The sequence below is a fragment of the Clavibacter nebraskensis NCPPB 2581 genome (assembly GCF_000355695.1).
Classification (GTDB): domain Bacteria; phylum Actinomycetota; class Actinomycetes; order Actinomycetales; family Microbacteriaceae; genus Clavibacter; species Clavibacter nebraskensis.
The window spans coordinates 1,882,621-1,906,752 of the sequence record NC_020891.1 but is presented as its reverse complement, the minus strand read 5'-3'; the positions used below and the strand labels follow the sequence as shown (position 1 = coordinate 1,906,752).

At 71.3% G+C, this 24,132-nt stretch carries 24 protein-coding genes and 4 tRNA genes; 18 read left to right on the top strand and 10 right to left on the bottom strand.

The genetic code is table 11. From position 1 onward, the window contains the following. Positions 1-112: 112 nt before the first annotated feature. The 4 genes from qcrB to ctaE are packed head-to-tail and all read right to left on the bottom strand — an operon-like array spanning position 113 to position 4,342. Positions 113-1,738, bottom strand: a complete 1,626-nt coding sequence (gene qcrB / locus CMN_RS08980; protein WP_106389149.1) for a cytochrome bc1 complex cytochrome b subunit — start codon at positions 1,736-1,738, stop codon at positions 113-115. After that, positions 1,722-2,831: a cytochrome bc1 complex Rieske iron-sulfur subunit gene (qcrA, locus tag CMN_RS08975; RefSeq protein ID WP_015490500.1), complete on the bottom strand. Its 1,110-nt coding sequence runs from the start codon at positions 2,829-2,831 to the stop codon at positions 1,722-1,724. Before qcrA ends, qcrB begins: the two co-directional genes overlap by 17 nt. A 45-nt stretch (positions 2,832-2,876) precedes the next feature. After that, positions 2,877-3,677, bottom strand: a complete 801-nt coding sequence (gene qcrC / locus CMN_RS08970; protein WP_015490499.1) for a cytochrome bc1 complex diheme cytochrome c subunit — start codon at positions 3,675-3,677, stop codon at positions 2,877-2,879. A gap of 26 nt (positions 3,678-3,703) precedes the next feature. Beyond that, a complete protein-coding gene (gene ctaE / locus CMN_RS08965) occupies positions 3,704-4,342 on the bottom strand; it encodes an aa3-type cytochrome oxidase subunit III (protein ID WP_015490498.1) in 639 nt (212 codons plus the stop codon). 80 nt (positions 4,343-4,422) lie between these two features. Between ctaE and trpD the strand changes: the two genes are divergently transcribed. Both trpD and CMN_RS08955 read left to right on the top strand, forming a co-directional pair. Then, complete coding sequence (gene trpD, locus CMN_RS08960; protein ID WP_015490497.1) at positions 4,423-5,478, top strand: anthranilate phosphoribosyltransferase; 1,056 nt, start codon at positions 4,423-4,425, stop codon at positions 5,476-5,478. A gap of 48 nt (positions 5,479-5,526) precedes the next feature. Next, entirely contained in the window at positions 5,527-6,273 is a 747-nt protein-coding gene (locus CMN_RS08955; protein WP_041465271.1) for an SOS response-associated peptidase, read from the top strand. A gap of 97 nt (positions 6,274-6,370) precedes the next feature. Here the strand turns inward: CMN_RS08955 and glpK are convergent, their stop codons facing one another. Further along, entirely contained in the window at positions 6,371-7,888 is a 1,518-nt protein-coding gene (gene glpK / locus CMN_RS08950) for a glycerol kinase GlpK (protein ID WP_015490495.1), read from the bottom strand. 27 nt (positions 7,889-7,915) lie between these two features. After that, entirely contained in the window at positions 7,916-8,722 is an 807-nt protein-coding gene (locus CMN_RS08945) for an MIP/aquaporin family protein (RefSeq protein ID WP_172638677.1), read from the bottom strand. A 226-nt stretch (positions 8,723-8,948) separates the two neighbouring features. Here CMN_RS08945 and dhaK point away from each other — a divergent pair, with 226 nt between their 5' ends. Genes dhaK through dhaM form a run of 3 tightly spaced genes read left to right on the top strand, consistent with a single transcriptional unit; the run spans position 8,949 to position 11,338 of the window. Continuing rightward, positions 8,949-9,950, top strand: coding sequence for a dihydroxyacetone kinase subunit DhaK (gene dhaK / locus CMN_RS08940; protein WP_015490493.1), 1,002 nt, complete (start codon positions 8,949-8,951; stop codon positions 9,948-9,950). Positions 9,951-9,953: 3 nt separating this feature from the next. Beyond that, complete coding sequence (dhaL, locus tag CMN_RS08935; protein ID WP_015490492.1) at positions 9,954-10,607, top strand: dihydroxyacetone kinase subunit DhaL; 654 nt, start codon at positions 9,954-9,956, stop codon at positions 10,605-10,607. Continuing rightward, a complete protein-coding gene (gene dhaM / locus CMN_RS08930) occupies positions 10,604-11,338 on the top strand; it encodes a dihydroxyacetone kinase phosphoryl donor subunit DhaM (RefSeq protein ID WP_015490491.1) in 735 nt (244 codons plus the stop codon). The genes dhaL and dhaM overlap by 4 nt, the downstream gene beginning before the upstream one ends. A gap of 23 nt (positions 11,339-11,361) precedes the next feature. Here dhaM and CMN_RS08925 read toward each other — a convergent pair whose 3' ends face one another. Continuing rightward, complete coding sequence (locus CMN_RS08925) at positions 11,362-11,778, bottom strand: YchJ family protein (protein WP_015490490.1); 417 nt, start codon at positions 11,776-11,778, stop codon at positions 11,362-11,364. An 89-nt stretch (positions 11,779-11,867) separates the two neighbouring features. Here CMN_RS08925 and CMN_RS08920 point away from each other — a divergent pair, with 89 nt between their 5' ends. Beyond that, the gene (locus tag CMN_RS08920) at positions 11,868-12,383 is read left to right on the top strand and encodes a mycothiol transferase (RefSeq protein ID WP_015490489.1); all 516 of its coding nucleotides are present in this window, start codon (positions 11,868-11,870) and stop codon (positions 12,381-12,383) included. Positions 12,384-12,428: 45 nt separating this feature from the next. On the opposite strand, the gene CMN_RS08915 is transcribed toward CMN_RS08920, so the two are convergent. Together CMN_RS08915 and CMN_RS08910 are read right to left on the bottom strand one after the other, a co-directional pair. Beyond that, positions 12,429-12,920: a glutathione peroxidase gene (locus CMN_RS08915; RefSeq protein ID WP_015490488.1), complete on the bottom strand. Its 492-nt coding sequence runs from the start codon at positions 12,918-12,920 to the stop codon at positions 12,429-12,431. Between the two features lie 116 nt (positions 12,921-13,036). Next, positions 13,037-14,797, bottom strand: a complete 1,761-nt coding sequence (locus CMN_RS08910) for a glycerol-3-phosphate dehydrogenase/oxidase (protein WP_015490487.1) — start codon at positions 14,795-14,797, stop codon at positions 13,037-13,039. 111 nt (positions 14,798-14,908) lie between these two features. On the opposite strand from CMN_RS08910, the gene CMN_RS08905 reads away from it, so the two are divergent. Further along, on the top strand, positions 14,909-15,868 hold the full coding sequence (locus CMN_RS08905) for a sugar-binding transcriptional regulator (protein WP_015490486.1): 960 nt from the start codon (positions 14,909-14,911) through the stop codon (positions 15,866-15,868). Between the two features lie 40 nt (positions 15,869-15,908). On the opposite strand, the gene CMN_RS08900 is transcribed toward CMN_RS08905, so the two are convergent. Then, positions 15,909-15,981, bottom strand: a tRNA-Val gene (locus CMN_RS08900). A 282-nt stretch (positions 15,982-16,263) separates the two neighbouring features. On the opposite strand from CMN_RS08900, the gene CMN_RS08895 reads away from it, so the two are divergent. The 11 genes from CMN_RS08895 to ruvB all read left to right on the top strand — a co-directional run bounded on the left by CMN_RS08895 (position 16,264) and on the right by ruvB (position 24,122). Then, positions 16,264-16,335 (top strand) — tRNA-Gly (locus tag CMN_RS08895). Positions 16,336-16,385: 50 nt separating this feature from the next. Further along, positions 16,386-16,456: transfer RNA gene (locus CMN_RS08890), tRNA-Cys, on the top strand. 13 nt (positions 16,457-16,469) lie between these two features. Then, positions 16,470-16,544 (top strand) — tRNA-Val (locus CMN_RS08885). Between the two features lie 160 nt (positions 16,545-16,704). After that, entirely contained in the window at positions 16,705-18,759 is a 2,055-nt protein-coding gene (thrS, locus tag CMN_RS08880) for a threonine--tRNA ligase (protein WP_015490485.1), read from the top strand. A 2-nt stretch (positions 18,760-18,761) separates the two neighbouring features. Continuing rightward, positions 18,762-19,352 (top strand): HIT family protein, encoded by a 591-nt coding sequence (locus tag CMN_RS08875; protein ID WP_015490484.1) that lies wholly within the window; start codon positions 18,762-18,764, stop codon positions 19,350-19,352. An 8-nt stretch (positions 19,353-19,360) separates the two neighbouring features. After that, the gene (pdxS, locus tag CMN_RS08870) at positions 19,361-20,263 is read left to right on the top strand and encodes a pyridoxal 5'-phosphate synthase lyase subunit PdxS (protein WP_015490483.1); all 903 of its coding nucleotides are present in this window, start codon (positions 19,361-19,363) and stop codon (positions 20,261-20,263) included. Further along, positions 20,253-20,882 carry a pyridoxal 5'-phosphate synthase glutaminase subunit PdxT gene (gene pdxT / locus CMN_RS08865; protein WP_015490482.1) on the top strand — a complete coding sequence of 210 codons (630 nt, stop codon included), beginning with the start codon at positions 20,253-20,255 and terminating at the stop codon, positions 20,880-20,882. Before pdxS ends, pdxT begins: the two co-directional genes overlap by 11 nt. A 78-nt stretch (positions 20,883-20,960) precedes the next feature. Then, positions 20,961-21,725, top strand: coding sequence for a YebC/PmpR family DNA-binding transcriptional regulator (locus CMN_RS08860; protein ID WP_015490481.1), 765 nt, complete (start codon positions 20,961-20,963; stop codon positions 21,723-21,725). 51 nt (positions 21,726-21,776) lie between these two features. Next, positions 21,777-22,385, top strand: coding sequence for a crossover junction endodeoxyribonuclease RuvC (gene ruvC / locus CMN_RS08855; RefSeq protein ID WP_015490480.1), 609 nt, complete (start codon positions 21,777-21,779; stop codon positions 22,383-22,385). 16 nt (positions 22,386-22,401) lie between these two features. After that, positions 22,402-23,046: a Holliday junction branch migration protein RuvA gene (gene ruvA, locus CMN_RS08850; RefSeq protein WP_015490479.1), complete on the top strand. Its 645-nt coding sequence runs from the start codon at positions 22,402-22,404 to the stop codon at positions 23,044-23,046. Then, a complete protein-coding gene (ruvB, locus tag CMN_RS08845; protein WP_015490478.1) occupies positions 23,043-24,122 on the top strand; it encodes a Holliday junction branch migration DNA helicase RuvB in 1,080 nt (359 codons plus the stop codon). The genes ruvA and ruvB overlap by 4 nt, the downstream gene beginning before the upstream one ends. Positions 24,123-24,132: the final 10 nt, after the last annotated feature.

Genomic DNA, 24,132 nt, shown 5'->3' with positions numbered 1-24,132 from the left:
CTCCTCGGTGGTGGTGGGCGATGTTCGGACCCGGACGCACGAGAGCCGGTCCGGCGTGCGGCCGGACCGGCTCTCGGTCGTGCTCGAGCTTCAGCGCGAGCGGAGATCGTGCCTAGTGGTGGTCGCTGCGCTCGACGTCCTTCGTGGTGACCGGTGAGATCCGGTCCTCGAAGAACCACTTCGACAGCGCCGCGCGGGCCCGCTGGTTGACCGTGATGCGTCCACGGCTGTCCGGGCGAATCATGAGCGGCTTGTAGTCGTCGAAGCTGACCAGGCGCCAGCGCTCGTACTCGTCCAGCTGCTCGTGCACCTCGATGAACTCACCGCCGGGCAGCTTCACGATGCGGCCCGACTCGACGCCGTGGAGGGCGATCTCGCGGTCCTTCTTCATGAGCGCCAAGCAGATGCGCTTGGCCACCTGGTAGGCGATGACCGGTCCGAGGATCAGCAGCGCCTGCAGCGTGTGGATGACGCCCTCCATCGACACCTTGAAGTGCGTGGCGATGAGGTCGGAGCTCGCGGCGGACCAGAGGACCGCGTAGAACGTGACGCCGGCGGCGCCGATCGCGGTGCGCGTCGGGGCGTTGCGCGGGCGGTCGAGGATGTGGTGCTCGCGCTTGTCGCCCGTGATCCACGCCTCGATGAAGGGGTAGAGCGCGACGAGCACGATGAACAGGCCCAGGACCATGATCGGCAGGATGATGTTGAACGAGAACGTGTGGTCGAACAGCACGAACTCGAGTCCTGGCGGCACGAGTCGCAGCGCGCCGTCCGCGAAGCCGATGTACCAGTCGGGCTGCGTTCCCGCCGACACGGGGGAGGGGTCGTAGGGCCCGTAGTTCCAGATCGGGTTGATCGTGAAGAACGACGCCATGACGACGATCACGCCGAAGACCACGAAGAAGAACCCGCCCGCCTTCGCCGCGAAGGTGGGGAGCACCGGGACGCCGACCACGTTCTCGTTGGTGCGGCCGGGGCCGGCGAACTGGGTGTGCTTGTGCACGACCACGAACAGGAGGTGGAGCGCCAGGAACGCCACGAGGATCGCCGGCAGCAACAGGATGTGCAGGGTGTAGAGCCTCGGGATGATGTGCGTTCCCGGGAACTCGCCGCCGAAGAGCAGGAAGGAGATCCACGTGCCGATGACCGGGATGCCCTTGACCATGCCGTCGATGATGCGCAGGCCGTTGCCGGAGAGCAGGTCGTCGGGGAGCGAGTAGCCCGTGAAGCCCTCGGCCATCGCGAGGATGAAGAGCACGAAGCCGATGAACCAGTTCAGTTCGCGCGGCTTGCGGAAGGCACCCGTGAAGTAGATGCGCAGCATGTGCAGGCCGATGGACGCCACGAACAGCAGGGCGGCCCAGTGGTGGATCTGCCGCATGAGCAGTCCGCCGCGGATGTCGAACGAGATGTCGAGCGACGACGACATGGCGACCGACATCTCGACGCCCTTGAGGGGCGCGTACGAGCCGGCGTAGTGCGTCTCCGCCATCGACGGGTTGAAGAAGAACGTGAGCCACGTGCCCGTGAGCAGGATGACGACGAAGCTGTACAGCGCCACCTCGCCGAGCATGAAGGACCAGTGGTCCGGGAAGATCTTCCGCCCGAACTCCTTGACCGCGACGCTGACGCTGGTGCGCTCGTCGAGGTAGGTGGCGGCGGCGGCGGTGAGGCCGCCCCCGCTCTTGGCGGCGGGCGCGGCGGCACCCGTCGTGGTCGGATCAGCTGTTGTAGTCACCACGACGCTCCCAGAAACTCGCCCCTACGGGCTCGGTGAAATCACTCTGTGCAATGAGGTAGCCCTCGTCGTTGACGGCGATGGGCAGCTGCGGCAGGGGCCGCTTGGCCGGTCCGAAGATGACCTCGCAGTGGTTGGTCACGTCGAACTGGGACTGGTGGCAGGGGCAGAGGAGGTGGTGGGTCTGCTGCTCGTAGAGCGCCACCGGGCAACCCACGTGCGTGCAGACCTTGGAGTACGCGACGATCCCGTCGTAGGACCAGCCCTTGCGCTCCGGCGTCTCGACGAGGTCCTCGGGGCGGAGGCGCATGAGCAGCACCGCGGCCTTGGCCTTCTCCTCGAGCTTGCCCTCCTCGAGCTCCATGAGGGAGGCCGGGATGACGTGGAACGCCGAGCCGATCGTGACGTCCGACGCCTTGATGGGGGTGCCGGAGGGATCGCGGGTGAGGACCTCGCCCTTCTTCCACAGAGTGTGGCTGAGGGCGGAGGCGGGCTCCTCGGCGCTGCCCGGGTAGAGGTCGCGGAAGAGGATCACGGCCGGGAGCGGGAACGCGACGAGGGCGCCGATGAGGCTGTTGCGGATGAGGGAGCGACGACCGAAGCCGGACTCCTCATTGGCCTGGGCGAAGATCTCGACGGCGCGGGCCTGCGTGGCGGGCGAGCCGCCCTGCGGGTGGCGCTCGTCGATCAGCTCGTGGTCGCTCATGAGGGACTTGGACCAGTGGATGGCGCCGATGCCGAGGCTCAGGAGCGCCAGCGCGATGCCGACGCCGAGGAAGAGGTTGTTGAGGCGCACGCTGCCGGGGTCGTCCGCGTAGATCGGGAAGCCGAAGTACGCGCCGATGGCGAAGACGCTGCCCACGATGGACAGGTAGAACCAGGTGTAGACGACGCGCTCGGCGGTCTTCGCCTTCTTCGGGTCCTTGTCGGTGACGCGGATGCGGTGCTCCGGGAAGCCGGGGTTCTGGAAGGCGTCGCGCGTGGCGACGGCGGTGCCGCCGGGGAGCACGACGTCACGGCCTGCCGGCTCGAGCTCGCCGGCGTCGTAGCCCGCGGGGACGACGCCCGACTCGTCCTTATCGTCGTGTGCCATGTACGTGCCTCTCCTGTGTTCTGCTGCGGGTCATCGATGCGGGCGTCAGTTGGACCGGGCCGTGAGCCACACGGTCAGGGCGACGATGCCGCCGAGGCCGAAGATCCACATGAAGAGCCCCTCAGAGACCGGGCCGAGCCCGCCGAGGTTCGCGCCGCCGACCGTGCTGTTCTCCTCGATGTACTGCAGCGACGTGATGATGTCGCGCTTGTCCTCGGGGGAGATATTGGTGTCGTTGAAGACCGGCATGTTCTGCGGGCCGGTGACCATGGCCTCGTAGATGTGGACCGGGGCCACGCCCTCGAGGCTGGGGGCGAACTTGCCCTCCGTGAGGGCGCCTCCTGCCGCGGCCACGTTGTGGCACATGGCGCAGTTGATGCGGAAGAGCTCGGCGCCGTTCGCCGCGTCGCCCTTGCCATCGAGGTACTGGCCGTCGGGGATGGCCGGGCCCGGAGCGAGGGAGGCGACGTAGGCCGCGAGCTGCTTCACCTGGGTGTCGGTGAACTGCGTGGGCTTCTCCGGTGCCTGGACCGTGGTGCCCTGCAGCGGCATGCGGCCGGTGCCGACCTGGAAGTCGACGGAGGCCGCGCCGACGCCGATGAGGCTCGGGGCGACGCCCGTGCCGGTCGCGTCCATGCCGTGGCAGGTGGCGCAGTTCGAGCCGAAGAGCTTCTGGCCCTCGTCGATGGTCTGCGCGGACTTGAGGTCGACCTCGGCCGACGCGGTGCCCGACTGGATCATCGAGTAGGCGCCGCCCGTGGCGAGCAGGCCGATGGCGAGCAGGGCGATGGTGGTCAGGGGGCTGCGGCGACCGGTTCGACGGGCGCGTGCTGTCTTGGTGCTCATGCTGTGGTTGTTGCTCCCGCTCGGTGCTATTTGAGGACGTAGATGACCAGGAAGAGCCCGATCCAGACCACGTCGACGAAGTGCCAGTAGTAGGACACGACGATGGCGCTCGTGGCCTCCCTGTGCCCCATCGACCGGACCGCGAAGATGCGGCCGATGACGAGGAGGAAGGCGATGAGGCCGCCGGTGACGTGGAGGCCGTGGAAGCCCGTGGTTATGTAGAACGCCGAGCCGTAGGCATTGCTGCCGAGCGTGATCCCCTCGGTGACGAGGGTGGCGTACTCGAAGATCTGGCCCACGACGAAGATGGCGCCGAGGGCGTAGGTGAGGAAGAACCATTCGACCGTGCCCCACTGGCTGGGCTTCCAGCCCGTGGCCCGTGCCTGCAGGCGCTCGGCCGCGAACACGCCGAACTGGCACGTGAACGAGCTCGACACGAGGATGAGCGTGTTCACGAGGGAGAAGGGCACGTTGAGGCGGCCCGCCTCGAACTCCCAGAGGGCACCGGACGTGGAACGCAGGGTGAAGTAGATCGCGAAGAGACCCGCGAAGAACATCACCTCGCTGCCGAGCCACACGATGGTGCCGACGGCGACCGTGTTCGGCCGGTTCACCACCGGCGCGGTCGATACTGGGGAGATTGAGGTGGTGGTCACAGGTTCCATTATGACCTAGGCCGACGACACCCGATGCCCACCCCGGCCGCCCGTGAGATCCGATCCAGCCGCTCGTTAGGCTGATCGCCATGCCCTCCGCCCCGACCTGGCCCGCGCTCATCACCACGCTCATTGAGGGGCGCCACCTCTCGGTGTCGGAGTCGACCTGGGCGATGCGCCAGGTGATGCGCGGGGAGGCGACTCCCGCGCAGCTGGGCGGCCTCCTGGTGGCGCTGCGGGCGTCCGGCGAGACCGTCGACGAGATCGTCGGCTTCCGCGACGCGGTGCTCGAGGAGGCGCTGCCGCTCGACGCGGATCCGCGCGCGCTCGACATCGTGGGCACGGGAGGGGACCCTTACGGCGCGGTCCTCAACATCTCGTCGGTGGCGTCGGTGATCGCGGCCGCCGCGGGCGTCCCCGTCATCAAGCACGGCAACCGCGGGGCGAGCTCGCCCTCGGGCGCGTCCGACGTGCTGAGCGCCCTCGGGGTCGACCTCACCATCGCGCCCGAGCGCGTCGCGGAGGTGCTCCGCGAGACCGGCATCACGTACGCGCACGCCGCCCTCTTCCACCCGGGCTTCCGCCATGCCGCGTCCACCCGGCGCGAGCTCGGCATCTCGACGCTGTTCAACGTGCTCGGGCCGCTCTGCAACCCGGCGCGGCCCGAGTCGTCCGCGGTGGGCGTCGCCGACCTGTCGCGCGTCCCGCTCATGGTGGGGGTCTTCCGGACCCGCGGCGCCACCGCGCTCGTGTACCGGGGCGACGACGGGATCGACAAGCTCACGACCACGGGGCACAGCCACATCTGGGAGGTGAGCCGGGGCGCGGTCACGGAGCACGACCTCGACCCGCTCGAGCTCGGGATCCCGCGCGCTCCCATCGAGGCGCTCCTCGGCGCGGGGGTGGAGGAGAACGCGGAGGTGATCCGCCGCGTCCTCGCCGGAGGAGCCGGTCCGCAGCGCGACGTCGTGCTGCTGAACGTCGCCGCCGGCCTCGAGGCATTCGACCTGATGGGGGATCCGACGCGCGTGCAGCAGCCGATGGCGCGCCGGCTGCGCGAGAAGCTCGCCGTCGCCGCCGACGCGGTGGACTCCGGCCGCGCCGCCGCGAAGCTCGAGGAGTGGGCGGCGGCGACGCGCGCCTGATCCGCGTCGCCGCTGACGATGTCCGCCGTGCGAGCGGATGATGGACGCATGTGCGGGAGATTCGTGGTGGCGCGGGCGACGGGCGACCTCGTCGGGGACTGGTCGGTCGACGACGTCGAGGGCGACGACCCGGCCCCCTCGTGGAACGTCGCCCCGACGACCACGGTCCGCATGGTCGCCGACCGGCATCCGCACGGCGACCCGGGCGGCGACGTCCGCCGCGTCGTGACCGGCGCCCGGTGGGGGATCGTCCCGCCGTGGGCGAAGGCCGTGCAGGGGGCGCCGCTCATCAACGCGCGGGTCGAGACGGTCACCGAGAAGCCGACGTTCCGGAGGGCCGTGCTCACGCGGCGGGCCGTCGTGCCGGCGGACGGGTACTACGAGTGGCAGGCCACCGCGTCCGGGAAGCAGCCGGTCTACCTGCACGCCGAGGACGATCGCCCGCTGGCATTCGCCGCCGTGTACGAGCACTGGCGGGACCCGTCCGTCCCGGACGGCGAGCCCGGCGCGTGGCTGCGGAGCCTCGCGATCATCACGTCCGCCGCGAGCGATGCGCTCGGGCACATCCACGACCGCACCCCCGTGATCGTGCCGCGCGATCGTCTGGACGACTGGCTGGACGCGGGCACGACCGCCGTCGACGACGTGCGGCACCTGCTGGGCTCCCTGCCGGAGCCGCACCTCGTGCCGCGGCTCGTGTCGACGCGCGTCAACAGCGTGCGGAACGACGGGCCCGACCTCGTCGCGCCCGTCGACGACGCGCCCGCGGACGGCGAGCAGCCGACGCTCCTCTGACGCGGCCGCGGGCGAACGGGCGGCCGCATGGCCGCCGGGAGACGCCGCGCGCCCCGCCAGCGGTGCTGACGGGGCGCGCGGATCGTGCGGGTGCGGTCTACTGCACGTCGTCGTCGACCCAGTCGAAGGTCTTCGTGACGGCCTTCTTCCAGAGGCGCAGCTGGCGCTCGCGCTCGGCGTCGTCCATGTCCGGCGTCCAGCGGCTGTCCTCCTGCCAGTTGCTGCGGAGGTCGTCGAGGTCCTTCCAGAACCCGGTGGCGAGGCCCGCGGCGTACGCGGCGCCGAGCGCGGTGGTCTCCGCGACGACCGGGCGGACGACGGGGACGCCGAGGATGTCGGCCTGGAACTGCATGAGCAGGTTGTTGGCGATCATGCCGCCGTCGACCTTGAGCTCGGTGAGGTCGACGCCGGAGTCGGCGTTGACCGCGTCGAGCACCTCGCGGGTCTGGAAGGCCGTGGCCTCGAGGGCCGCACGGGCGATGTGGCCCTTGTTGACGAAGCGCGTGAGGCCGACGAGGGCGCCGCGCGCGTCCGAGCGCCAGTACGGCGCGAACAGGCCGGAGAACGCGGGGACGAAGTACACCCCGCCGTTGTCCTCGACCGTGGCCGCCAGCGTCTCGATCTCCGCGGCGCTCGACACGAGGCCGAGGTTGTCGCGCATCCACTGCACGAGCGAGCCCGTGACCGCGATGGATCCCTCGAGCGCGTAGTGCGGCTCGGCGTCGCCCAGCTTGTAGCCGAGCGTCGTGAGGAGGCCGTTCTGCGAGTGGATGATGTCGGTGCCGGTGTTGAAGATCAGGAAGTTGCCGGTGCCGTACGTGTTCTTCGACTCGCCCTGGTCGAAGGCGGCCTGGCCGAACGTGGCGGCCTGCTGGTCGCCGAGGATGCCCGCGATGGGGACCTCGCGCAGGAGGCTCGACGACTCGACGTGCCCGTAGACCTCGGAGGAGCTCTTGATCTCGGGGAGCATCGAGCGCGGCACGTCGAACGCCTCCAGGATCTCGTCGTCCCACTGGAGGGTCTCGAGGTCCATGAAGAGCGTGCGGGAGGCGTTCGTCACGTCGGTGACGTGGACGCCGCCGTCGGTGCCGCCGGTGAGGTTCCACAGGACCCATGTGTCGGTCGTGCCGAACATGAGGTCGCCGGCCTCGGCCTTCTCGCGGGCGCCGTCGACGTTCTCGAGGATCCAGACGATCTTCGTGCCGGAGAAGTAGGTGGCGAGCGGGAGCCCGACGGTGGGCTTGAAGCGCTCGACGCCGCCGTCGGCCGCGAGGCGGTCGACGATCCTCTGGGTGCGGGTGTCCTGCCAGACGATGGCGTTGTAGACGGGCTTGCCGGTGGTGCGGTCCCACACGACGGCGGTCTCGCGCTGGTTGGTGATGCCCACGGCCTCGACGTCGTGGCGCGTGATGTCGGCCTTGGACAGCGCCTGGCCGATGACCTCGCGCGTGTTGCGCCAGATCTCCATCGGGTCGTGCTCGACCCAGCCGGCGCGGGGGAAGATCTGCTCGTGCTCGAGCTGGCCGGTGGACACGATGGATCCGCTGTGGTCGAAGACGATGGCCCGCGTGCTGGTGGTGCCCTGGTCGATGGCGACGATGTACTTCTCGCTCATGTGGTCTCTCCTATGAGGGTCGGGGTTCTAGAGGATGGGGAGCAGCGCGTAGGACGCGAGGCCGGCGAGGACGCCGCCGATGGCGGGGCCGACGACGGGGACCCACGCGTAGGACCAGTCGCTCGAGCCCTTGCCCTTGATGGGGAGGATCGCGTGCGCGATGCGGGGCCCGAGGTCACGTGCGGGGTTGATGGCATAGCCGGTCGGGCCGCCGAGGGACGCGCCGATGCCGACCACGAGCAGCGCGACGGGGATCGCGCCGAGGGCGGAGAGGCCGGCGGGGGTGGCCGCGTCCGCGTCGGGGTTGTTCGCGAGGCTGAAGCCGAGGATCACGATGACGAGCACGAACGTGCCGATGATCTCGGTGACGAGGTTCCACGCGTAGTTGCGGATGGACGGGCCGGTCGAGAAGACGCCGAGCTTGGTGGCCGCGTCGGGCTCCTCGTCGAAGTGCTGCTTGTAGGCGAGCCAGCAGAAGACGGCGCCGATGATGGCGCCGACCATCTGGGCGAGGATGTACACGGGGACGCTCGCGACGTCCTCGATCTTGCCGGCGGCGAGGAGGCCGAGCGTGACGGCGGGGTTCAGATGCGCGCCGGACGCGTACGAGACGGTGACGCCGGCGAAGACCGCGAGGCCCCAGCCGAAGTTGACCATCAGGGTGCCTCCGGCGAGGCCCTTCGACTTGATGAGCGCGACGTTCGCCACGACTCCGCATCCCAGGAGGACGAGGAGGGCGGTGCCCACCGTCTCCGACAGGAATATGACTCCAAGATCCACTGCGTGGTGCTCCGATCGTTCGTCGAGGCGCGGGGGCGACCTCTTCCGCCTCATTGCGGTCCCTCCAATCTAGTGCCGGCGACGAGGGCGTCCCTGTCCCGGCTGGCCGCTCCGCGACGTGCATCCGGCCCGCGGGGGAGGGTCCGCGGGGCTGTCGGAGCTCCTCCTGCCGGGCGTAAGTTGGCGGCATGCCCGAGTCGCCGCCGACCGAGTCCCGATCTCGATCCGGCTCGGATGCGCGGCGGCCGAGGGGCCGCCCGGGACCCGCGAGGAGCCGGCAGTGAAGAAGCTGATCAACGATCCGAGGGCGGTGGCCGACGAGGCCGTCGCGGGCTTCGCCGCCGCCCACCCCGACCTGGTCGTCCTGAGCGCCGACCCGCTCTTCGTCCGGCGCGCGGACGCCACCCGCCCCGGGCGCGTCGCCCTCGTCAGCGGCGGCGGCAGCGGGCACGAGCCGCTGCACGCCGGGTTCGTGGGCCACGGGATGCTCGACGCCGCCGTGCCCGGGCCGGTGTTCACGAGCCCCACCCCGGATCCGGTCGTCGCCGCCACCCTGGCCGTGGACGGCGGGGCGGGCGTGCTGCACATCGTGAAGAACTACACGGGCGACGTCCTCAACTTCGAGACCGCGGCCGAGCTCGCGGAGGCGGAGGGCGTGCGGGTGCGGACCGTCGTGGTCGACGACGACGTCGCGGTGACCGACTCCCTGTACACGGCCGGCCGCCGCGGGGTCGCGGGCACCGTGCTCGTGGAGCGCATCGCGGGCGCCGCCGCGGAGCGCGGGGACGACCTCGAGGCCGTGGCCGCGATCGCCGAGCGGGTGGTCGGGCAGGTGCGGAGCATGGGCGTCGCCATCCGCGCATGCACCGTCCCGCACGCCGGCGAGCCGAGCTTCGCGCTGGAGGACGACGAGATGGAGATCGGCATCGGGATCCACGGCGAGCCCGGCCGCGTCAGTCTGCCCCTCGAGCCGGTGGACGCCATCGTGGAGCGCCTCCTCGACCCGGTGCTCGAGGATCTCGGTGCGCCGGCCGGCAGCCGCGTGCTGCTCCTCGTGAACGGGATGGGTGCGACGCCGCTGTCCGAGCTCTACATCGCCTACCGCCGCGCGGCCGCCGTGCTCGAGGAGGCCGGCCTGACGGTCGCCCGCAGCCTCGTGGGAGACTACGTCACGGCCCTCGACATGGAGGGTCTTTCCCTCACGGTGCTCCTGCTCGACGACGAGCTCGTCGACCTGTGGGACTCGCCCGTGCAGACCGCCGCGCTGCGGTGGGGGAGGTAGCTCATGGCACTCGGGACCGACTGGGTCGTCGCCTGGATCACGGAGGCGGCGCGCGTCGTCGCCGACCAGCGCGGTGAGCTCATCACGCTCGATCGCGAGATCGGCGACGGCGACCACGGCGAGAACCTCGACCGCGGCTTCGGGGCCGTCACGGAGAAGCTGGCGGGCCTCGCGTCCGACGCCTCGCCCGCCGACGCGCTGAAGACGGTCGCCACCACTCTGATCTCCACCGTCGGCGGCGCGTCCGGCCCGCTGCTCGGCACGGCCTACCTCAAGGCCTCCGCGGCCGTCACGGGCCGCGCCGACCTCGACGCGTCCGCGATCGCCGACCTCCTCGAGGCGGCGGTGGGCGGCATCGTCCTCCGCGGCAAGGCCGAGCGCGGCGACAAGACGATGGTGGACGCGTGGGGCCCCGCGGCCGAGGCCGCGCGTGCGGCCGCCGACGCGGGATCGAGCCCGGCCGACGCCCTGGGGGCCGCCGCCGATGCCGCCGCGCGCGGGGCGAAGGCGACGGAGCCGCTCGTCGCCCGCAAGGGACGCGCGTCCTACCTGGGGGAACGCGCCATCGGTCACCGGGATCCGGGCGCGCAGTCGTCCGCGCTCCTCCTGCGCGCGGCGGCCGCGACGGCCCGCGACGCCGAGGGGGCCGCGTCGTGAGCGTCGGCATCGTCCTCGTCTCCCACAGCGCCCTCATCGCGCACGGGCTCGTCGACCTCGCGCGCCAGATGGCGCCGACCGTCGCGCTCGTGCCCGCGGGCGGATCCGGCGACGGCACGCGCGACGACGCGGGCATCGGCACCAGCTTCGAAGTCGTCTCCGCTGCGCTCGCCGAGGCCGAGGGCGGCGACGGCGTCGTCGTGCTCGCCGACCTCGGATCCGCGTACCTCACTGCCGAGACCGCGGTCGACCTGCTCGACGAGGACGCCGCCGCGCGCGTCCTCGTGGTGCGCGCGCCGCTGGTGGAGGGCGCGGTCGCCGCCGCGGTCGCCGCCGAGACGGGCGGCTCCCTCGAGGACGTGGCCGCGGCCGCCGCCTCGGCCGCAAGCGCGGACGCCGCGGAGGACGCCGACGCGGGCCTCGCTCCGGATCCGGGCGCCGACTGCACCGAGCCCGCACCGGCAGGCGGATCGGGCACCGTCCGCGGCGAGGCGACCCTGGTCAACCGCGACGGCCTGCACGCCCGGCCCGCCGCCGAATTCGTCACGCGCGCGTCGGCCTACTCCGCGGCCGTCACCGTCAACGGGCAGAACGCGGCGTCGCTCCTGGGCGTCATGGCCCTCGGCCTGACCCGCGGCGCGCACGTCGTGATCGAGGCCACGGGCGACGACGCCGAGGAGGCCGTCACCGCGCTGGTCGAGCTGATCGAGTCGGGGTTCGGGGAGGCCTGACGCGGCTCTCGCGGCCGGGGCGGTCAGAGGGCGTCGAGGTACACCCAGGATCCCGTCTGCCGGACGAAGCGGCTCGCCTCCCGCTGGCTGCCGCGCTCGCCGTCGTGCCGGAACACCGCCTCGAAGTCGACGACGCCCGTCGCGTCGTCGGGCCCGCCGAGCGCCGTGCGGTGGATCGTGAGCCGGAACCACCGGACGGACGGGTCGAGGTCGATCTCCCCGGGTCGCGTCGAGGGGTGCCAGCTGCGCGCGAGGTACGCCGCGTCGCCGCGGGCGTAGGCGGAGAACCGGGAGCGCATCAGCCGCTCCGCGGTCGGCGCGTCCGTGTCGCCCCGGTGCAGCGGACCGCAGCACGCGCCGTACGGATTGCCGCTCGTGCACGGGCACCAGGCGTCGTCGTCGGGCGTCGACCACGGGGCTTCGGGGGAGAGGCGCGTCATCCTGCGAGCCTCCCATGCCGGCGACGCGGAGCAGGATGGAGGGGCGACCGCGCCCGCCGGCCCGCTCGATCCGCGACCCGAGGAGCACCATGACCCCCGCCACCGACCTGCTCGTGGACGCCTACGGGCGCATCGCCGAGATCGTCCGCGTCGCCGTCGACGGGCTCGACGCCGACGATCTCGCCTTCCGTCCGGATCCCCCGGCCAACTCCGTCGGCTGGCTCGTCTGGCACCTCGCCCGCGTGCAGGACGCCCAGGTCGCCGACGTCGCCGGCCGGGACCAGACGTGGAAGGCCGGGGGATGGGAGGGACGCTTCGCCCTCCCGTTCGACGAGACGGCGACCGGGTACGGGCAGTCGCCGGAGGACGTCGCATCGCTCGCGGGCGTCACCGCCGAGCTGCTGCTCGGCTACCTCGACGCCGTGCAGTCGGCCACGCTGTCCTACCTCGCCGGGCTCGACGACGCGGACCTCGACCGCGTGGTCGACGAGGACTGGACCCCGCCCGTGACGCTCGGCGCCCGCCTCGTCAGCGTGCTCTCCGACGACCTGCAGCACGCCGGCCAGGCGTCGTACCTCGCGGGCCTCGTCGCCCGTCGCCGCTGACGACGGAGGCGCATCGGCGCGAGCGACCGCCGACCGCCACCGCCCTCAGGAGGGCAGCTCGGCTTCGATGAGCGACACGATCTCCGGTGCGTCCGGCTCGACCGTGGGCCGGAAGCGGTGCACGGCGCCCGACGGCGTGACGACGAACTTCTCGAAGTTCCACTTCACGCGGCCTGCCTTGCCCTCGGCGTCGGGCGTCTTCGTCAGCTCCGCGTAGACGGGGTGCGCGGACCGGCCGTTGACCTTGACCTTCTCCATCATCGGGAAGGTGACGCCCCACGTGGTGGAGCAGTACTCGTCGATGGCCTCCGCGGATCCGAGCTCCTGCAGGAATTGGTTGCTCGGGAAGCCGATGACTGTGAAGCCGCGCTCCCCGTAGGTGCGCTGCAGCTGCTCGAGCTTCTCGTACTGCGGCGCCAGGCCGCAGCGCGAGGCGACGTTGACGACGAGCACGACCTTGTCGGCGTACGCGCCGAACGTGGTGTCCTCTCCCTGGAGGGTGGTCAGCGGGATCGGATCGAGTCGGGGATGCGTCATGGCCCGAACGTAGACCCGTCCCCTGACAGCGGCTCCCGGCTGCCGGGACGCGGGGAGGCCTGCCGCCTCTCGGCGACCGGCCTCCCGGATGCGGATCGGATCCGCCGTGCGTGGTGCTAGTTCGCGAACTCCGTGACGGTCGCGTCAGCCGCGACCTTCGTGGCGCCGACGTCGACGCCGTGGTACGTGCGCAGCGTGTCGACGGTGTCCTGGATCTCGTCGTCGCGCTCGTCGTCGCTCCAGCCGAGCGCCTCCTGCAGCACGTCCGCGATCTCCGCGAGCATCTCGTGGGTCACGCCGCCGACGAACGCGAGGTTCGTGCGACGGAGGACGACGTCGGCGAGGTGCACCGCGTCCTCGTGCGTGGCGAAGTACGCGATCTCGGCGCGCGTCAGCTGCGGGTCGGTCGTGAGCGGCGTCGACGGCTGTCCGGAGAGGACGTCGATGACGCTCGTGGCGCGGGTGCCGTAGCGGTTGAGCAGGCGGTCGACCTGCTCGGTGCCGATGCCCTCGGACCGCGCGGCCTGCGTCGCGATCCAGCGGGCCCGGGCGGTGCTGGAGGACGGGAAGTCCTTGCCGCCGCCGATGGGCATGCCGGTCGTGTCGACCGAGCGCTCGACGCCGAGGCGCGTGGTGGCCTCCGTCGAGAGGTGCGCCGACAGCGCGCGGAACGTCGTCCACTTGCCGCCGACGAGGCTCAGCACCTTGCTGCCGGACAGGCCCGCGATCTCGGTCTCGACGATGCGGTAGTCGCGCGACACGAAGCCGGGCGCGGTGTCCTCGTGGCGCGGCAGCGGGCGGATGCCCGAGTAGCGGTACACGATGTGGTCGCGGTTCAGCTCGATCTGCGGGAAGACGTGCTTGACGAGGTCGAAGAAGTAGTCGACCTCCTCCTCGGTGCAGACGGCCGGCTCGCTCGGGTCGGCGTCGATGTCCGTCGTGCCGATGAGGACGCGGCCCTTGAGCGGGTAGATGAGGACGATGCGGCCGTCGTTGTTCTCGAAGAAGATCTCGCGGCCCTTGGTGGCCTCGAGCAGCTCGTCGTTGTCGACGACGATGTGCGAGCCCTTGGTCCCGCCCATGAACTTCGTGTCCCCGCCCATGGCCTCGTTGGTGAGGTCGGTCCAGGGGCCGGACGCGTTGACGACGACGTCCGCCGTGACGACGAACTCGGTGCCGGAGACGACGTCGCGCAGCTTCACGCCGCCGTCCGCGACGCCCACGGCCTCGAGGTAGTTGGCGCTGCGCGCGTGGTCGCCCGCGGCCAGGCCGTCCTTGAGCACGTCGAGCGCGAGGCGCTCGGGCTCGTGCACGGAGGCGTCGTAGTAGGTGCCGGTGAACTTGACGTCCTTGTTGAACGCGGGCATGTCCTCGCGGGCGGCCTTCCCGATGCGGAAGCGGTGACGCGGGACCGAGCCGCCGTCGCGGGAGAAGGAGTCGTAGAGCGTCATGCCGACGCTGATGAGGAGGGCGCCGCGCTCCTTGGTGGAGCGCTGCTTGTGGGTCAGCATGCGCAGGGGCGCGTTGAGGATGCCGGAGAAGGTGGAGAAGATCGGCATGGTCGTCTGCAGCGGCTTCACGTAGTGCGGCGCGATGCGGATGAGGCCGTTGCGCTCCTCGACGGACTCGCGGACGAGGCGGAACTCGCCGTTCTCGAGGTAGCGGATGCCGCCGTGGATCATGTGCGAGCTCGCCGCCGAGGCGCCCGAGCCGTAGTCGGCGCGCTCGACGAGGACGACGTCGACGCCCTGGAGCGCGAGGTCGCGGAACGTCGCGATGCCGTTGATGCCGCCGCCGATGACGAGCACCTTCGCGCTCGGGCGGTTGTGGATGCGGGCGACGTTGTCCCGCAGGTCGGTCTTCTTCGACTGGGTCACGAGGGGCTTCTCTCTGTCAGTGCATGCGCGCATCGTTCGCGCGTCTCCCCCCATCATCCGCTCGCGAACGGATCATGCGAAGCCCGTGCACGGATGTGCAAGGCTCGCGTCATGGTCGACGGCATCGCGCACGAGCGCACTCAGGACGCCCTCCGCGCGGCGCACCTCTACTACATGCAGGACCTCACGATGGAGGCGATCGCGCGCGAGCTCGGCACGAGCCGGTCCTCGGTGTCGCGCCTCCTCTCCTTCGCCCGGGAGACGGGCCTCGTGGACATCCAGATCCGCTCGCCGCTCGACCTCGCGACGGTGCTGGGGGAGCAGCTGCACGAGCGCTACGGCGTGGTCGCGCACGTGGTGCCGGTGCCCGACCAGACGAGCGACGTCGATCGCGTCGACCGGGTGGCCCTCTCCGCTGCACGGATGCTCACCCAGTACGTCGACTCGAACATGGTCGTCGGCGTCGCGTGGGGCTCGACCGTGAGCGCCGTGAGCCGCTACCTCGTGCCGAAGCCGACGCACAACACGCTCGTGGTGCAGCTCAACGGGGCGGGCAACGTGCGCACCACCGGGATCATGTACGCGAGCGAGATCCTCCGCCGGTTCGGCCAGGCGTACGGCGCGACCGTCCAGCAGTTCCCGGTGCCGGCGTTCTTCGACGACCCGGCGACCAAGCAGGCGCTCTGGCGCGAGCGGAGCACGAAGCGCGTGCTCGAGCTGCAGGAGCGGATGGACATGGTGCTGTTCGGCGTCGGATCCCCGGTCGCCCTCGTGCCCAGCCACGTCTACTCGGGCGGCTACCTGGAGCGGTCCGACCAGCGGGCGCTGGACGCCGACGGCGTGGTGGGCGACGTGTCCACCGTCTTCTTCCGCGAGGACGGCTCGTCCGCCGACATCGGGATCAACGCCCGGGCGAGCGGACCGGATCTCGCCACCATCCGCCGGGCGCCGCGGCGCGTGTGCGTGGTCGCCGGCGCGTCCAAGGTCCGCAGCGTGCGGGGCGCGCTCGCCGCCGGGCTCGTGACCGACATCGTGCTCGACGAGGGGACGGCCCGGGCGCTGCTCGCGTGACGCGACGGATCCGCGGCGGGTGAGGGAGGGACTGCTTCGGTGGGCGATACCGGACTCGAACCGATGACCTCTTCCGTGTGAAGGAAGCGCGCTACCAACTGCGCCAATCGCCCGTGCTCGCACCGCGGACGGTGCGGATCCATGATGCCATACCGCGGGGTCGGTCGCGGTCAGGGGGGCGTCGGCGGCGCGATCGAGGGTCGGGCGCCGTCGCGACACGCCCGGGTCGCGGTCGGGCCCGCGTCCACCCGATCCGCGTGAACACGGGGCGAACGGCGTGCGCGCGGAGCATGGCGAGCGCTCGGGCGTGCGTCGTTTTGCACCCGCGCCAGGAGATCGGCTAGAGTCATCGAGCACGCAGGGTCGCCGGGAAGCCGGCGGCGCGCGAGCGAAATGCGGATGTGGCGCAGTGGTAGCGCATCACCTTGCCAAGGTGAGGGTCGCGAGTTCGAATCTCGTCATCCGCTCGAACAGGGGCCCCGAAGGGGGTGCCTTTCACAAGGTGGGAACCACCGGTGGTGGGGTGGCCGAGAGGCGAGGCAGCGGCCTGCAAAGCCGTCCACGCGGGTTCAAATCCCGTCCCCACCTCGAGCAAGTGCATGAGCGATTGGCGCAGCGGTAGCGCGCTTCCCTGACACGGAAGAGGTCGCTGGTTCGATCCCAGTATCGCTCACCACACGAAGGCCCCGGGAGACCGGGGCCTTCTGCATTTCCCGGGTGCCCCGTGCTCACGGCCGTCTGCCGTCGAGGCTCTCCCGAGCTCCTCGCGTCGAAGGGGTCCCGTCGCGCGCCGGTAGTCTGGATCGGTTCCCTCCCCGTCCCGCAAGGAGCCCGCAGTGGTAGACGCCGCCCAGCCCGAGATCCACACTGAGGCCGCGCCCGCGGAGCCGACCGGGCAGCCGGTCGAGGCGACGGAGGCGGGCACCGGGTTCACGCTGTTCTCCGACCGCGCCGTCGTCGCGATGCGCATCGACGGGGAGCTCAAGGACCTCGCGGCCGAGGTCGCCGCAGGCGACGTCGTCGAGCCCGTCCGCATCGACTCGCCCGACGGCCTCGCGATCCTCCGCCACTCCGCGGCGCACGTGATGGCGCAGGCCGTGCAGCAGATCAACCCCGAGGCGAAGCTCGGCATCGGCCCGCCCGTCACCGACGGCTTCTACTTCGACTTCGACGTCGCCGAGCCCTTCACGCCCGAGGACCTCAAGGCCATCTCCAAGAACATGGAGCGCATCATCCGGCAGGGGCAGCGCTTCACGCGCCGCGTGGTCTCCGAGGAGGAGGCGCGCGAGCTCATGGCCGACGAGCCCTACAAGCTCGAGCTCATCGGCCTCAAGGGCGGATCCAGCGAGGAGCTGGGCGAGGACGGCGAGTCCGTCGAGGTCGGCGGCGCGGAGCTCACGGTCTACGAGAACGTCGACGGCAAGACCGGCGAGGTCTTCTGGCGCGACCTGTGCCGGGGCCCGCACCTGCCGAGCACGCGCATGGTCGGCAACGGCTGGGCGCTGTCGCGCGTGGCCGCCGCCTACTGGCGCGGTTCCGAGAAGAACCCGCAGCTGCAGCGCATCTACGGCACGGCGTGGCCCACGAAGGACGAGCTGCGCGCGTACCAGGGCCGCATCGAGGAGGCCCTCAAGCGCGACCACCGCCGCCTCGGCGCCGAGCTCGACCTCTTCTCCTTCCCGGACGAGATCGGATCCGGCCTCGCGGTCTTCCACCCCAAGGGCGGCATCATCCGCCGGGAGATGGAGGACTACTCGCGCCGCCGGCACGAGACGGCTGGCTACGAGTTCGTCTACTCGCCGCACATCACGAAGTCGAACCTGTTCGAGACGAGCGGCCACCTCGACTTCTACAAGGACGGCATGTTCCCCGCCATGCACCTCGACGAGGCGCGGAACGACGAGGGCGAGATCACCCGCCAGGGCGCGGACTACTACCTGAAGCCCATGAACTGCCCCATGCACGTGCTCATCTACCGGTCGCGCCAGCGCTCGTACCGCGAGCTGCCGCTGCGCCTGTTCGAGTTCGGCACCGTCTACCGCAACGAGAAGTCGGGCGTGATCCACGGCCTCACCCGCGTGCGCGGCATGACGCAGGACGACGCCCACATCTTCACCACCCGCGAGCGCATGGCCGACGAGCTGAAGGGCACGCTCGAGTTCGTGCTGTCGCTCCTGCGCGACTACGGGCTCGACGACTTCTACCTCGAGCTGTCCACGAAGGACCCGGAGAAGTTCGTCGGATCCGACGAGGTGTGGGAGGAGGCGACCGAGACGCTCCGTCAGGTCGCGGTCGACACGGGCCTCGAGCTCGTGCCGGATCCCGCGGGCGCCGCGTTCTACGGCCCCAAGATCTCGGTGCAGGCGCGCGACGCCATCGGGCGCACGTGGCAGATGTCCACCATCCAGCTCGACTTCAACCTGCCCGAGCGCTTCGGCCTCGAGTACACGGCGAACGACGGCACGCGCAAGCAGCCGGTCATGATCCACCGCGCGCTGTTCGGCTCCATCGAGCGCTTCTTCGGCGTGCTCACCGAGCACTACGCGGGCGCGTTCCCGGTGTGGCTCTCGCCCGTGCAGGTCGTCGGGATCCCCGTGGCCGAGGACTACGAGGAGTACCTCGGCGGCGTCCTCGACCGGCTGCGCGCGGAGGGCGTCCGCGTCCAGCTCGACACGTCGGACGACCGCATGCCGAAGAAGATCCGCACGCACACGAAGGCGCGCGTGCCGTACCAGCTCATCGCCGGCGAGGACGACCGGGCCGCGGGATCCGTGAGCTTCCGCTTCCGCGACGGCACGCAGGTCAACGGCGTGCCCGTGGCCGAGGCCGTGGAGCGGATCACGGGAGCCATCGCGCGCCGCGAGCAGGTGGTGACCGCGTGGCCCGTCTGACGATGTCGGACCACGAGTCCGGGGGAGATGGCGAGGCGGGCGAGGTCCGCGTCGACGACCCCGGCCATCTCGTGGGCGTGCCCGACGAGTTCCAGCGCCTGTGGACCCCGCACCGCATGGTCTACATCCAGAAGGGGCAGCAGCCCGGCCGGGACGAGTGCCCGTTCTGCATCGCGCCGTCGATGGCGGACGAGGACGCGCTCATCGTGGCGCGCGGCGAGCATGCGTACGTGCTGCTCAACCTCTTTCCGTACAACAGCGGGCACCTGCTCGTCTGCCCGTACCGTCACATCGCGACCTACGACCTGGCGACCCCCGAGGAGGTCGCCGAGATCGGGTCCCTCACGCAGACCGCCATGCGGGTCGTGCGCGAGGTGTCGCGGAACGACGGCTACAACATCGGCATGAACCAGGGCCAGGTGGCGGGCGCCGGCATCGCCGAGCACCTGCACCAGCACATCGTGCCGAGGTGGGGGCAGGACGCCAACTTCCTGCCGATCATCGCGAAGACCAAGGCGCTGCCGCAGCTGCTGGGCGACGTGCGCGCATCCATCGCCGCAGCCTGGCCCGCCCCCCGCGGGCGAATAGGATAGGGACCACAATGACTGACACCAACACCCCCGGACAGGTCGGCTCGAGCCGCGTCAAGCGCGGACTCGCGGAGATGCTCAAGGGCGGCGTCATCATGGACGTCGTCACCGCCGAGCAGGCGCGCATCGCGGAGGACGCGGGAGCGGTCGCCGTCATGGCGCTCGAGCGCGTCCCCGCCGACATCCGCTCGCAGGGCGGCGTCGCCCGCATGAGCGACCCCGACCTCATCGACCAGATCAAGGCCGAGGTCTCCATCCCCGTCATGGCGAAGGCCCGCATCGGCCACTTCGTCGAGGCGCAGGTCCTCCAGTCCCTCGAGGTCGACTACATCGACGAATCCGAGGTGCTGAGCCCGGCCGACTACGTGAACCACATCGACAAGTGGGGCTTCACCGTCCCCTTCGTCTGCGGTGCCACCACGCTCGGCGAGGCGCTCCGCCGCATCACCGAGGGCGCGGCCATGATCCGCTCCAAGGGCGAGGCCGGCACGGGCGACGTCTCCGAGGCCACCAAGCACATCCGCACCATCAAGTCCGAGATCCGCGCGCTCAGGGCCCTCACGCACGACGAGATCTACGTCGCCGCGAAGGAGCTGCAGGCGCCGTACGACCTCGTGCTCGAGGTCGCCACGACGGGTCAGCTCCCCGTCGTCCTCTTCACCGCGGGCGGCGTGGCCACCCCTGCGGACGCCGCGATGATGATGCAGCTCGGCGCCGACGGCGTGTTCGTCGGATCCGGCATCTTCAAGTCCGGCAACCCGGTCGCGCGCGCGAAGGCGGTCGTCACGGCCACCGCGCTGTTCAACGACCCCGACGCCATCGCCGAGGCGTCGCGCGGGCTGGGCGAGGCCATGGTCGGGATCAACGTCGCCGACGTCCCCGCCCCGCACCGCCTCGCCGAGCGTGGCTGGTAGCAGCGCAGGCACGCCCGGCGGCGGTCCGCTCGTCGGCGTCCTCGCGTTGCAGGGGGACGTCCGCGAGCACGTGCGCGTGCTCGAGGGGTTCGGCGCCCGGACCCGTCTCGTGCGCCAGCCGAAGGACCTCCCCGGGATCTCCGGGCTCGTGATCCCCGGCGGCGAGTCCACCGTCATGGACAAGCTGTCGCGGCAGTTCGGGATCGCGGCGCCGCTGCGCGCGGCGATCGACGACGGCCTCCCCGTCTACGGGACGTGCGCGGGCCTCATCATGCTGGCCAACGAGATCGTCGACGCGATCCACGACCAGCGGAGCATCGGCGGGCTCGACGTGTCCGTGCGGCGGAACGCGTTCGGATCCCAGACCGCGTCGTTCGAGGTCGACCTCGACGTGCCGGCGCTGGGGGACCCTCCCGTGCACGCCGTGTTCATCCGCGCGCCCGTGGTCGCCTCGGTCGGCCCTGCCGCGTCGGCGCTCGCGTCGCTCGACGACGGCCGCGTCGTCGCCGTGCGGCAGGGCGCGCTCCTCGGCACGTCGTTCCACCCGGAGGTCACGGGCGACCTCCGGTTCCACCGCCTCTTCCTCGACATGGTCGAGGACGCGGGCCGCACCCTCTGACCCCCCCGCGTCCCCCGACGGGGTGCGCCGATGGTCCATCATTGACAGCGAGCAGACGCCGCGTAAGGAGAACCACCCGTGTCCGGACATTCCAAGTGGGCGACCACGAAGCACAAGAAGGCGATCATCGACTCGCGGCGCGCCAAGTCGTTCGCGAAGCTGATCAAGAACATCGAGGTCGCGGCCAAGATGGGCGGCGCCGACATGTCCGGCAACCCGACCCTCGTCGACGCGGTGCAGAAGGCCAAGAAGACCAGCGTCCCGAACGACAACATCGACCGCGCGGTCAAGCGCGGCGCCGGCCTGCTCGGCGAGGTCGTCGACTACCAGACGATCATGTACGAGGGCTACGCGGCCAACGGCGTCGCAATGCTCGTCGAGTGCCTCACCGACAACAAGAACCGCGCGGCCGCCGAGGTCCGCACGGCCATGAGCCGCAACGGCGGCACCATGGCCGACCCGGGCAGCGTCGCCTACAACTTCCATCGCAAGGGCGTCCTCGCCGTGCCGCACGCCGAGGCGCCGACCGAGGACGATGTCCTGGCGGCCGTCCTCGACGCGGGCGCAGAGGACGTGACCGACCACGGCGAGGTGTTCGAGATCCGCTGCGAGCCGTCCGACATGGTCGCCGTCCGGCAGGCGCTGCAGGAGGCGGGGATCGACTACGACTCCGCCGACGTCGAGTTCGTGCCGCAGGTCAAGGTCGAGGTCGACCTCGAGACCGCGCGCAAGGTGAACAAGCTCGTCGACGCGATGGAGGACCTGGACGACGTCCAGAACATCTACGTCAACAGCGATGTGCCCGCCGACGTGCAGGCCGCGCTGGACGACGACGAGGAGTAGGCCCTCATCGCCGGGGTGCGGGGGAGCGGCGCGTCGGGCAGCGGCCCGTCCGTGCGGATCCTCGGGATCGACCCCGGCCTGACGCGCTGCGGCGTCGGGGTCGTGGACGTCTACCCGGACCGGTCGGCCCGGCTCGTCGACGTGCAGGTCGTCCGCACCAGCCCGACGGCGGAGCTGCACCACCGGCTGCTCGCGGTCGGCGACGGCATCGAGGAGCTCGTGGACCGGCACCGGCCGTGCGTCGTCGCCATCGAGCGCGTATTCGCGCAGGACAACCTCTCGACCGTGATGGGCGTGGCGCAGATCACGGGCGTCGCCCTCGTGGGCGCGGCGCGCCGGGGCCTCGACGTCGCCCTGCACACGCCGAGCGAGGTCAAGGCCGCCGTGACCGGGTACGGCCAGGCCGACAAGAAGCAGGTGGCGACGATGGTCGCGCGGATCCTCGGCCTCGACGAGCTGCCGACGCCCGCCGACGCGTCCGACGCGCTCGCCCTCGCGATCTGCGCCGGCTGGCGCGCGGGCATGTCCCGCGCCGGCATCGCGGGGACGCCGGCGCCGGCCGCGCGCTCCTCCGTCGCGGACGCGGCGGCGGGTGCGGGACCGACCGCGGCGCAGGCCGCGTGGCTCGCGGCCGAGCGCGCGCAGCGGGGTCGGCGCTAGCTCGTAGGGTTGAGGAGTGATCTCCTCCCTCCGCGGCACCGTGCTGTCCGTCTCCGGTCAGACCCTCCTGCTGGAGGTGCACGGGGTGGGCTACGGCGTCTCCGTGACGCCGCGGCACGCGCTCGAGCTGCGGCACGGATCCGAGGCCACCGTGCTCACCTCGCTGGTCGTCCGCGAGGACTCGCTCACCCTTTTCGGCTTCCCCGGGCCCGACGAGCTGCGCGCCTTCGAGCTGCTCTGCGGCGTCACGGGCGTCGGCCCGAAGTCGGCCCTCGCGGTGCTCGAGCACCTGGATCCCGAGGCCATGGCCCAGGCCGTCGCGGCCGAGGACGACGCCGCGTTCCGCCGCGTCTCCGGCATCGGCCCGAAGACCGCCAAGCTCATCGTCCTGCAGCTCGCGGGGAAGCTGTTCGTCACGCAGCCGCGGGCCCGCCCGACGGCGTCCGGCGCGTCGACGGTCACGGCGGACGTCGTCACGGCCCTCGTCGGCCTCGGCTGGTCCGAGCGCGTGGCCCGCACCGCGGTCGACGACGCCGTGGCCGCCGCGGCCGAGCAGGGCCTCCCGGCCGACATGCCCCGCCTCCTGCGCGTGGCCTTGGGGATGCTCGGGCCGCAGCAGCCCGCGGGCGCGTCCGCCGCCGGCCAGGCGGCCGACCGGTGAGCGGCATCGAGCACGGCGACGCGTCCAGTCCCGTCCCGGAGTCCGACGCGGAGCTCGCGTTCGAGGGCGCGCTCCGCCCGCGGTCGCTCTCCGAGTTCGTCGGCCAGGTCAAGGTGCGCGGCCAGCTGGAGCTGCTGCTGACCGCCGCCGCCATGCAGAACCGCTCGCCCGACCACATCCTGCTCGCGGGCCCGCCCGGGCTCGGCAAGACGACGCTCGCCATGATCGTGGCGGAGGAGAGCCGTCGGCCCCTGCGTCTCACGAGCGGTCCGGCCATCCAGCACGCGGGCGACCTCGCGGCCGTGCTGTCGGCGCTGGTGCCGGGCGAGATCCTCTTCGTCGACGAGATCCACCGCATGGCGCGCTCCGCCGAGGAGATGCTGTACCTCGCGATGGAGGACTTCCGCATCGACATCATGGTGGGCAAGGGCGCGGGCGCGACCTCCATCCCCTTGGAACTGTCGCCGTTCACCCTGGTGGGCGCCACGACGCGCTCGGGCATGCTGCCGAGCCCGCTCCGCGACCGCTTCGGCTTCACCGCGCACCTCGAGTTCTACGAGACGCACGAGCTCGAGCAGGTGATCGGGCGGGCCGCCCGCATGCTCCACCTGGATATCGAGCACGAGGCGGTCGCCGAGATCGCGGGACGCTGCCGGGGCACGCCGCGCATCGCGAACCGCCTGTTGCGCCGGGTCCGCGACTACGCCCTCGTGCACGGCACGGAGGCGGGCCTCGCGTCCGTGCGCGCCGCGCTCGACCTCTACGACGTGGACCCGCTCGGCCTCGACCGCCTCGACCGCGCCGTGATGCGCGGCATCCTCACGCGCTTCGGCGGCGGACCGGTGGGGCTCAACACCCTCGCCGTGTCCGTGGGGGAGGAAGCGGAGACGATCGAGTCGGTCGTCGAGCCGTTCCTCGTCCGCATCGGGCTGGTGACGCGCACGCCGCGCGGTCGCGTCGCGACGCCAGCGGCGTGGGAGCACTTCGGCCTCCAGGCGCCCGCATCGCCGGGCGCTCCCGCCCGCGCGTCGGGTCCGTGGGATGCCGCCGGGGCCCTCTTCGGCGATGAACTATGATTCAAGCTGG